This window comes from Kitasatospora sp. NPDC059327 (assembly GCF_042752535.1).
GTDB lineage: Bacteria > Actinomycetota > Actinomycetes > Streptomycetales > Streptomycetaceae > Kitasatospora.
In genome coordinates this window covers 1-9,402 of the sequence record NZ_JBHYYB010000185.1, presented here as the reverse complement: position 1 = coordinate 9,402, position 9,402 = coordinate 1, and the positions used below count along the sequence as shown (strand labels likewise).

General features: G+C 76.8%; 8 protein-coding genes. 6 read left to right on the top strand and 2 right to left on the bottom strand.

The features are described from left to right. The 4 genes from ACFXHB_RS43570 to ACFXHB_RS43555 all read left to right on the top strand — a co-directional run. Positions 1-3,090: SDR family NAD(P)-dependent oxidoreductase (locus ACFXHB_RS43570; protein ID WP_380582599.1), on the top strand; the 3,090-nt coding region annotated here is incomplete at its 5' end. A 49-nt stretch (positions 3,091-3,139) separates the two neighbouring features. Further along, a complete protein-coding gene (locus tag ACFXHB_RS43565; RefSeq protein ID WP_380582597.1) occupies positions 3,140-3,646 on the top strand; it encodes a nuclear transport factor 2 family protein in 507 nt (168 codons plus the stop codon). Between the two features lie 48 nt (positions 3,647-3,694). Further along, complete coding sequence (locus tag ACFXHB_RS43560) at positions 3,695-4,870, top strand: cytochrome P450 (RefSeq protein ID WP_380582595.1); 1,176 nt, start codon at positions 3,695-3,697, stop codon at positions 4,868-4,870. 359 nt (positions 4,871-5,229) lie between these two features. Then, the gene (locus tag ACFXHB_RS43555; RefSeq protein WP_380582593.1) at positions 5,230-5,553 is read left to right on the top strand and encodes a hypothetical protein; all 324 of its coding nucleotides are present in this window, start codon (positions 5,230-5,232) and stop codon (positions 5,551-5,553) included. Positions 5,554-5,591: 38 nt separating this feature from the next. Here ACFXHB_RS43555 and ACFXHB_RS43550 read toward each other — a convergent pair whose 3' ends face one another. Together ACFXHB_RS43550 and ACFXHB_RS43545 are read right to left on the bottom strand one after the other, a co-directional pair. Next, positions 5,592-7,049, bottom strand: a complete 1,458-nt coding sequence (locus ACFXHB_RS43550) for an ATP-binding protein (protein ID WP_380582591.1) — start codon at positions 7,047-7,049, stop codon at positions 5,592-5,594. Then, positions 7,042-7,719, bottom strand: a complete 678-nt coding sequence (locus ACFXHB_RS43545) for a response regulator transcription factor (RefSeq protein WP_380582589.1) — start codon at positions 7,717-7,719, stop codon at positions 7,042-7,044. Before ACFXHB_RS43545 ends, ACFXHB_RS43550 begins: the two co-directional genes overlap by 8 nt. A gap of 141 nt (positions 7,720-7,860) precedes the next feature. Here ACFXHB_RS43545 and ACFXHB_RS43540 point away from each other — a divergent pair, with 141 nt between their 5' ends. Continuing rightward, the gene (locus ACFXHB_RS43540; protein ID WP_380582587.1) at positions 7,861-8,448 is read left to right on the top strand and encodes a hypothetical protein; all 588 of its coding nucleotides are present in this window, start codon (positions 7,861-7,863) and stop codon (positions 8,446-8,448) included. Between the two features lie 133 nt (positions 8,449-8,581). After that, a complete protein-coding gene (locus tag ACFXHB_RS43535; protein WP_380582585.1) occupies positions 8,582-9,301 on the top strand; it encodes a hypothetical protein in 720 nt (239 codons plus the stop codon). Positions 9,302-9,402: the final 101 nt, after the last annotated feature.

The window sequence follows — 9,402 nt, the reverse complement described above, 5'->3', positions numbered from 1 at the left end:
GTGGAGGTGGGGCCGGACGCGGTGGTGACGGCGATGGTGGCGGAGTGCACGGCGGGTGGTGGGGTGGCGGCGATCCCCACCCAACGCCGCGACCGGCCCCCGGCGGCGACCTTCGCGGCCGGGCTGGCCGCCGCCTTCGTCCGGGGCACACCGGTCGACTGGGCGGCCGGGCTGGCGGGGGCGCGCCGCGTCGACCTGCCGACCTACCCGTTCCAGGGGCGGCGCTACTGGCTCGAACCCGAGTCGCCCGCCGCCGAGCCGGTAGCCGTCGAGCCCGGCGCGGCGGACGCCGGGGACGCCGGCTTCTGGGCGGGGGTCGAGCGTTCCGACACCGGCGGCATCGCCGCCCTGCTGGAGGTGCCCGAGGACGCCCCGCTGCACGACCTGCTGCCCGCCCTGTCGTCCTGGCGCACCGGGAGCCGGGCCGCGCGGACGGCGCGGGACTGGCGCTACGAGGTGCGGTGGGAGCCGTGGTCCGGCGCCGCCGCCACCGGAGCCGGGCCGGCCGGCCGCTGGCTGCTCGTCCACACCGCCGCCGGCGGCGGCCTCGGCGACGCGGTGGCCGAGGCGCTGTCCGGCCACGGGGCCGAGGTGCTGCGCCGGGAGCTGGATGCCAAGACCGCGGACCGCGCCGAACTCGCCGGGTGGATCGGCGGGTCGGGCCCGACGGACGGCTACGCCGGGATCGTCTCGCTGCTCGGGGCGGACCAGGACCAGGGCGACGCGGAGGCCGCGGACGGCGCTGGCCTGATCCACGCGGTCGCCGCCACCACCACCCTGGTCCAGGCCCTCGGCGACGCGGGCGTCGCCGCCCCGCTCTGGTGCCTGACGGCCGGCGCGGTCTCCGTCACGGGCGAGGACCTCGGGTCCGCCGTCGGCGCCGGGATCTGGGGCCTCGGCGGCGTCATCGGCCTGGAGCACCCGGACCGTTGGGGCGGCCTGGTCGACCTGCCGGCGCTGCCCGACGACCGGGCCCTGGCCGGCCTCGCCACCGTCCTGGCCGGCCCCGGCGCGGAGGACCAGATCGTGATCCGCCCGCTCGGCACGTTCGTCCGCCGGCTGACCCGGGGGCCGGCCGAGCACGGGCCGGCCCGGCCCGCCCGGTGGCGGACCGGCGGCACCGCGCTGATCACCGGCGGCACGGGCGCGCTCGGCGGGCACACCGCCCGATGGCTGGCCGCGCACGGGGCCGAGCGGGTACTGCTGCTGGGCCGCCGCGGCCCGGACACCCCGGGGCTCGACGGGTTGCGGGCCGACCTCGCGGCCTCGGGCGTCGAGCTGGTGACGCTCGCCTGCGACCTCGCCGCCCCGGACGCGCCGGCCCGGCTGCGCGACCTCCTGCACGGCGAACTCCCGCACATCCGTACGGTGGTGCACGCCGCCGGAGTGGCCGGTCCCGCCCGGCTCGCCGACACCGACCCCTCCGCGATCGCCGCCACCGTCACCGCCAAGGTGGCCGGGGCGCTGGCCCTCGACGAGCTGTTCGGCTCCGCCGGCCTCGACGCGTTCGTCCTCTACTCCTCCGGCGCCGGCGTGTGGGGCGGCACCGCCCAGGGGGCGTACGCCGCCGCCAACGCCTACCTCGACGCGCTCGCCCTCCGGCGCCGCGACCGCGGGCTCACCGCGACGGCGGTCGCCTGGGGCCCCTGGGCGGCCGGTGGCATGGCCGACGGCGCGGCCGGGCGTCACCTGGACCGCCTGGGAGTACGGCCGATGGCACCCGCCACCGCCCTGACCGCCCTCGGCCAGGCACTGGCCGAGGACCTCGGCCACGTGACCGTCGCCGACGTGGACTGGGCGCGGCTCGCCCAGAGCTACACGGCGGCCCGGCCGCGTCCGCTGATCAGCGAACTCGCGCCCGCCGCGGGGTCGGTGGCGGAGCACCCGGCCGGTTCCGGGGCAGACTCCGGGGCGCACCCGCTCCGGGACCGGTCCGTCGAGCGCTCGCCCGCGCAGCTCGCCGCCGAACTGCTGGACCTGGTCCGCACCGAGGTCGCCGCGCAGCTCGGCCACACCGACGCCCGGGCGGTCGACCCGGAACAGCCCTTCCGCGACCTCGGGTTCGACTCGCTCGCCACCGTCGGACTCCGCAACCGGCTGGCCGAGGCGACCGGACTCGACCTGGTGTCGACCCTCGTCTACGACCACGGGACCCCGGTCGCCCTCGCCGCGCACCTGGCCGAGGCCCTCGGCGACGGCACGGCCGTGCGCCGCGGCCCGCGGCCGGAGCCGGGCGCCGAGGACTCCAACGAGCTGCTCGGCTCCGTCTACCGGCAACTCGCGCTGCGCGGCCAGATGGACGACGCGGAGGCGCTGCTGGTCGGCGCCTCCGGGCTGCGGGAGAGCTGTGACGACCCGGCACTGCTGGCCGGGGCACCGGGCTTCGTCCGGATGTCGCAGGGCGGTGCCGACCGACCCCGGCTGATCTGCTTCCCGCCGTTCGCGCCGGTCGACGGCGCCCTCCAGTTCGGCCGGCTGGCGACCGCCTTCGACGGGTTCTCCGGCACGGCGGTCCTCACCGTCCCCGGCTTCCGCGCGGGCGAGCCGCTCGCCGCCTCCCGCGACGTCCTGCTCGACGTGCTGACCGAGGCGACCCTGCGCTGCGCCGAGGGCGAGCCGTTCGTGCTGCTCGGCTACTCGTCCAGCGGCTGGCTCGCCCAGGGCGTGGCCGCCCGCCTCCAGGCGCTCGGCACCGCGCCGGCCGGTCTCGTCCTGCTGGACACCTACCTGCCCGCCACCATGTCCCGGCAGATGCGCAGGGCGATGAACTACGAGGTCATCGTCCGCCGGCAGGCGTTCACCGCGCTCGGCTACGTCGGCCTCACCGCGATCGGCCGGTACCGGCGGATGTTCCGCGGCTGGGAGCCGGAGCGGACCGCCGTGCCCACCCTGTTCGTGCGGCCGTCCCGCTGCGTGCCCGGCTCGCCCGAGGAGCCGATGACCGGTCAGGAGTGGCGCTCGTCCTGGCCGCACGAGCACACCGCCCTGGAGGTCGAGGGCGACCACTGCACGATGATCGGCGAGCACGCGGCCCGGACCGGCGCGGCCGTCCGCGACTGGATCGCGGCTCTCGCCCCGGCGCCGCGCTGACGCCCACCGACCCACCACGTCCGGCACTCGACCAAGGGGAACACCGCTCATGACCGACACCGCGCCCGCCCGCACCCGACTCGTCCCCGGATCGACCGGGCATCTCGACCCGGCCTTCCTGGCCGACCGGGCCGCGATCCAGGACGTCGTCGCCGCCTACAGCCTGTACTACGACTCGGGGGACTTCGAGGCGCTCGGCGATCTCTTCACCGAGCAGGCCGTCTTCACCTTCACCCCCCAGCCGGAGGGCTTCCCGCCCGCGGTGACCACGCGCAAGCACATCGTGGCCGCGATGGCCGCGCTGTACCGGCACAACACCGGGGTGCGGGGCGCGCACCAGCGCCACCTGACCGCCAACACGCTGGTCACCCGGCTCGACGCGACCACGGCCGAGGCGCGCTCGCTGCTCTCCGTCAGCTTCGCGTTCGACGACGGCCGCAACGAGCCGGGCCGCAGCGGCTCCTACGTCGACCTGCTGGAGAAGGAGGGCGAGCGCTGGCGCATCGCGAGCCGTCACCTCTGGCTGCGCGAGCTGCCGCAGATCCCCGGCTCCTGACCCCTCCCCACTCCCGGCCCGGATCCCCGGCGCGCAGGAAGGACCACCGTGATCCCCGTCCTCGACCTCGTCCAGGTCTCCGCACTCCCCGACGCCGAACGCGAGCTCGGACAGCTCGCCCGCCGGCACCCCGTGATCCGCACCCGGCAGGCCGACGGCGTCGAGGCCTGGACCGTCCTCGACGCCGCGCTGACCCGCCGGCTGCTGGGTGACTCCCGGCTCTCCAACGACCTCCACACCCACGCGCCGAGCGCCGCGCAGACCCCCGACGCCCCGATCGTGCTCTTCGAGCAGGACAACCCCGACCACGCGCGCTACCGACGCCTGGTCAGCGCCGCCTTCGCGTCCCGGACGGTCCGCAAGCTCGAACCGCGGCTGGTCGACATCGCCCGCGGCATCCTCGGCCGGCTGCCCCGGGAGGGGACGGTCGACCTGATCGAGGCCTTCGCCAACCCCTTCCCGCTGGAGGTGATCTGCGAGCTGCTCGGCGTCCCGCTGGCCGACCGCGAGGTGTTCCACACCCGGGTCAAGAACATGGACTCGCCGTCGGCGCCGGTCCGGGAGGCCGCCAAGGACGCGTTCGCGGCCTACTGCGCCAACCTCGTCGAGGCCAAGCGCGCCGAGCCCACCGAGGACCTGCTCAGCGAGCTCGTCACCGCCGAGCTGGACGACGGCTCGGCGCTCACCCGGGAGGAACTCGTCGGCTTCAGCTCGGTGCTGCTGTTCGCCGGGCACGTCACGACCGCCTACGTCATCGCCAGCGCCCTGCTGGAACTGCTCACCCACGAGGAGCAACTGGCCGGGCTGCGGGCCGACCCGGCGCTGGCGGGGGCCGCCGCCGAGGAGGCCCTGCGGTTCCGCGGGTCACTGCTGTCCACCACCAACCGCGTCGCGCTGAGCGACGTCGAGGCCGGCGGCGTGGTGATCCGGGAGGGCGAGTTGGTCCGCTTCCTGCTGTCGGCCGCCAACCGGGACCCGGCCCTGCGGGAGGACCCGCACGCCTTCGACATCTCCCGCTCCACCTCCGCCCACCTGGGCTTCGGCCACGGCCCGCACTTCTGCCTCGGCCACCAGCTGGCCCGGCAGGAGATCAAGGTCGCCCTGACCGAGGTGCTGGCGAGCTTCCCGGTGCTCGAACTCGCGGTGGCCCCGGGCTCGCTGCGCTGGCGCTCCTCGGACTTCCTGCGCGGCCTCGCCGCACTCCCGGTCCGCTACGCGGCCTGAGCGCCCGGGACGGCCGCCGGCCCGCCCGGCGGTCGTCCCGGGCGGCCGCTCCGCTCGACGAGGGCCGGGGGAGGCGCCGTTCGAACGCAACCCGGGCCGCGCGAACGCCTGCCCGAGGTCCGGACCCTCCGCCGGCCGGTGCCCCGCCCCGGCCGGCGAAGGGCGCTCCCACCCCGCCGCCCGGTGTGGTGTACGAACGAGCGCCGGCCGAAGCCGGAGCGACCCTTTCGGCCCCGTGCCGTGAGGTGCTCCCGCTCCTCATCCGCCGGACGCCGTCGGCGCGGTGGCGTTTTGGCGGGAACCGGGCCTGTGCCACAGTTGACGTTGTGTGTCGGTCCGATGCCTTGGAGTGACAGGTCATGCTCGATGCCTCTCCCCGCCCGGTCGGCGGATCCCCCACCGCCTCCTGCCCGCAGCCCCCCGGCTGCGGGCTCGCTCCCGGCCGGGCCCGGCTCGTCAAGTGCATGGGCCGCACCTACTGCGCCCTCGCCGAGGAGGACCGGATCGCGGTCAGCGACGTCACCGACATCACCCGGCCGCTGGAGCTCGGCGTCGCCGTCCGCTCGGGAGCCGCCCTCTGGGACGTCCACGCGCCGGACGGGCGCACCCTGTTGCGCACCGGGGACCTGCTGCGCGCCCTGGTGACGCTGCGCGCGGACTACACCGCGTCGGCGCGGCACTGACCGGTCGCGCCGTCGCGTCCCCCCCCCGATCGTCCGGGCTACCCCCTCGTACCGGGCAGGCGGGTGCGGAACGTGGTGCCGTCCGGGGCGTCCCGGACGGTGAGGCTGCCGCCGTGCAGGGCGGCGATGTCACGCGCGATGGGCAGGCCGAGGCCGGTGCCGCCGTCGTCGCGGCTGCGGGCGTCGTCGAGGCGGGTGAACCGCTCGAAGATCCGCTCCCGGTCGGCCGGATCGATCCGGGGCCCGTCGTTGGCGACGTCGAGCACGGCCTCTCCGGTGCCGCCGTCCCTGGACAGCCGGACGGTGACGCGGTGCCGGGCGTGGCGCTGGGCGTTGTCGAGCAGGTTGGTCAGCAGCCGGCCGAGCCACAGGGCGTTGCCGGTGACGGTGATCTCGTCCGGGGTGTGCAGGGTGACCGGGTGGGGCCGGGCCCCGCCGGCCAGGGCGGTGGTGCGGACCAGCCCGGTCAGGTCGACCGGCTCGTCGGGGCGGTCCCCGCCGCCGGCGTCGAGGCGGGCGAGCAGCAGCAGGTCGGTGGTGAGCGACTGGAGGCGCTCGGTGTCCTCCAGGGCCCCCGCGACCAGGTCGGCGCGCACCTCCGGGTCGGGGTGGGTACGGGCGACCTCCAGCTGGGTGCGCAGGACCGCGAGGGGGCTGCGCAGCTCGTGGGAGGCATCGGCGATGAAGCGCCGCTGGCGGGTGCCGGCCGCCTCCAGGCGGTCGAGCATGGCGTTCATCGTGCCGGCGAGGCGGGCGATCTCGTCGTCGCTGCGGGGCTCGGGGACGCGCCGGTCGAGGTCGCGGTCCCCGATCGCGGCGACCTCGGCGCGGATCGCCTCCACCGGGCGCAGCGCGCGGCCCGTCGCGCGCCAGGTGAGCGCGCCGACGGTGAGCACCAGGAGCGCGCTGAGGGCGGCGAGGGCGGCGGTGGTGAGGTCCTCGGCGGTGTCGGCGGTGCGCAGGGAGGCGCCGACGCGGACGGTGACCGGGCCGGTGGGCGTCTCGGTGGTGAGCGTGGTGACCCGCTGGTGGTGTTCCCGGCCGAGGGCGTGCAGGTCGTAGGTGTCGTGCCCGTCGCGGGCGCCGGTGCCGGGGGCGAGCGCGGCGCGGCCGGTGAGGTTCTGGCTGGCGGCGACCACCCGGCCGCGGGCGTCGGTGACCTGGATGAAGTCGGTGCCGTGGTCGAGGGGCAGCGCGGCGCCCAGGTGGCCGTCGGCCGCGAGCCGGGCGACGACCTGGGCCTGTTCGCGGGCGCCCGTCTCGACGGTGCGTTCCAGGTTGGCGCGCAGCAGCAGGAGCACGGCGGCGGACGCGGCCAGCAGCACGACGGCGACGCTGGCGCAGGCGGCCAGGGTGGTGCGGGTGCGGACCGAGCGGGGTGCCAGCCGCTCGACCAGCGGGGCGACGCGGGGGTGCCGGGCGAACCGGCGCAGCAGCGCGCGGGCCCGGCGGCGCACGGCGCGGACGGGCCCGCCGCCCGGGGTCGGCTCAGCCACCGTCGGCCGCCAGGCGGTAGCCGGCCCCGCGCACGGTCTGCACCGCCGCGCGACCGAAGGGCGTGTCGATCTTGCGCCGCAGGGCGCTGACGTGGACTTCGACGGTGTTGGGGTCGCTGTCGGGGCCGCTGTCCCAGACCTGTTCGAGGATCTCCCGTTTGGAGACGGCCTCGCCGGCCCGGCGGGCGAGGTGGTCGAGGACGGCGAACTCGCGGGGGGTGAGCGGGATCGGGGTGCCGGCGCGGGTGCAGGTGCGGGCGGCGGAGTCGACCACCAGGTCGCCGAGGACGGTGCGCCGGGGCGCGCGGCTGCCGATGCGGCGGGCGAGGGCCTTGAGGCGGGCCACCAGGACGACGAAGGAGAACGGCTTGGACAGGTAGTCGTCCGCGCCGGTGTCCAGGGCCTCGGCCTCGTCCCACTCGCCGTCCTTGGCGGTCAGCATCAGGATGCCGGCGTCGCTGCCGGCGGCCCGCAGGCGGGCGCAGACCCGGTAGCCGTTGAGCCCGGGCAGCATGATGTCCAGCACGATCACGTCGTAGGAGTGGTCCGTCGCGCGGGCGAGGCCGGAGAGCCCGTCATGGGTGATGTCGACGGTGAATCCCTCCGCGGTCAGCCCGTGCTGCAGCGCCAGGGCCAGTCGTCGCTCGTCCTCCACCACCAGTACACGCATGCCCCCAGGGTGGCAGGTCGCCGGGGCGGTTCGCTGAAGCCGTCTTCAGGTCTTCAGCGCTCCTTCAGCGACGCCCGGTCATGCTGACCCCGTCGTCCGGGCGCAGGGCCCGGGCCGTGGCACAGAATCGGGGTGGGCGCGGTGAGCGAGCCCGTCGAAGGTACGGAACCGCAGGCGCGGCCGGGCGGTAAGGGCTTGCGCGACGGGCTGCGCGGGCGGCGGTGGCTGCGCGGGCGGCCGGCCCGCTGGGCCGCGGCCGGTGCGGCGGCGGTGGTGGTGATCGGCGGTGGCGCGGCCGCGGTGGCGGTCCAGCACGAGGGCGAGGGGCACGGCAAGCACGCGATGGCGGCCGAGGACGGTCACCAGGGGCACGGCGGAGGCGACGGCGAGGGCCGCGGTCACCGGGGTCCGTCGGGGCGGGACGGCGAGGGCCGCGGTCACCAGGGGCAGGGCGGTCACAAGGACGGCCGCGAGGGCGAGGGGCGCGAGGACGGGCACGGCGGACAGGCCGCGCCCGCGCCGCTGCCCTCCGTGGAGGCGGCCGACGCGGCCGCCAAGGCCGTGGCCGGGGTCGCCGGCGGCAAGGTCGAGTCGCTGACCACCGTCGCCGAGCAGGGCGGCGGCCGGGCCTGGCGGGCCGTGGTGGTCGGCCCGGACGGTGTCCGGCACGCGGTGACCGTGGACGGGGCGACCGGCACGATCACCGGCAACACGGTCCTGGGCGGCTGAACCATCGGGTCGGCGCGGCCGGGCCGCGCCTCGGGAAGGGAGCGCCGTCGTCTTGGGCGCCAGCACGACAATGACACGCGCGGCCGGCCGCCGGGCCGGGTCCGGCCGGCCGGTGTGGAGCAAGGTCCCGCAGGTGACGGCCGCGTTCTGGGTGGTCAAGATCCTCACCACCGGGATGGGTGAGACCACCTCCGACTACCTCGCCCGCACGATGGGGCCGATTCCGGCGGTCGGCTCGGCGGGCCTGCTGCTGGCGGTGGTGCTGTTCGCCCAGGCGCGCACCCGCCGCCATCTGCCGGCGGTCTACTGGGCGGCGGTGGTCATGGTGAGCGTGTTCGGCACCATGGCCGCCGATGTCGCCCATGTCGCCCTCGGCGTGCCGTACGCGGTGTCCGCGCCCGTCTTCGCCCTGGCGCTGGCCCTGGTGTTCTGGCTGTGGCGCCGGACGGAGGGCACGCTCGCGGTCGAGACGGTCTCCGGTGGGCGGCCCGAGCTGTTCTACTGGTCGGCCGTCATGGCCACCTTCGCGCTCGGCACGGCCGTCGGCGACCTGACCGCGGCCACCTTCGGCTGGGGGTACCTGACCTCCGGGCTGGTCTTCGCCGCGCTGATCGCGGTGCCCGCCCTCGGTCACCGGCTGCTGCGGATGCCGTCCGTGCTCGCCTTCTGGTGGGCCTATGTGCTGACCCGTCCGCTCGGGGCCTGCTTCGCCGACTGGGCCGGCGTCGGCCGTGAGCGGGGCGGCCTCGACCTCGGTACCGGTCCGGTGAGCCTGGTGCTCGGCCTCGTGATCACGGTCGCCGTGGTGGTGCTGGCGGTCGGTGCGCGGCGCGCGCCGCGCGGCGGGGCCTGACCGGCCCGCCGACCGGCCCGGAACGGCCGCGCGCGTGGTTCCCCCAGGGCGGGGTGGCGCGCGGGCGGGCCGTCGGGGTGTGGGGGGCGGGGGGCGCGCCC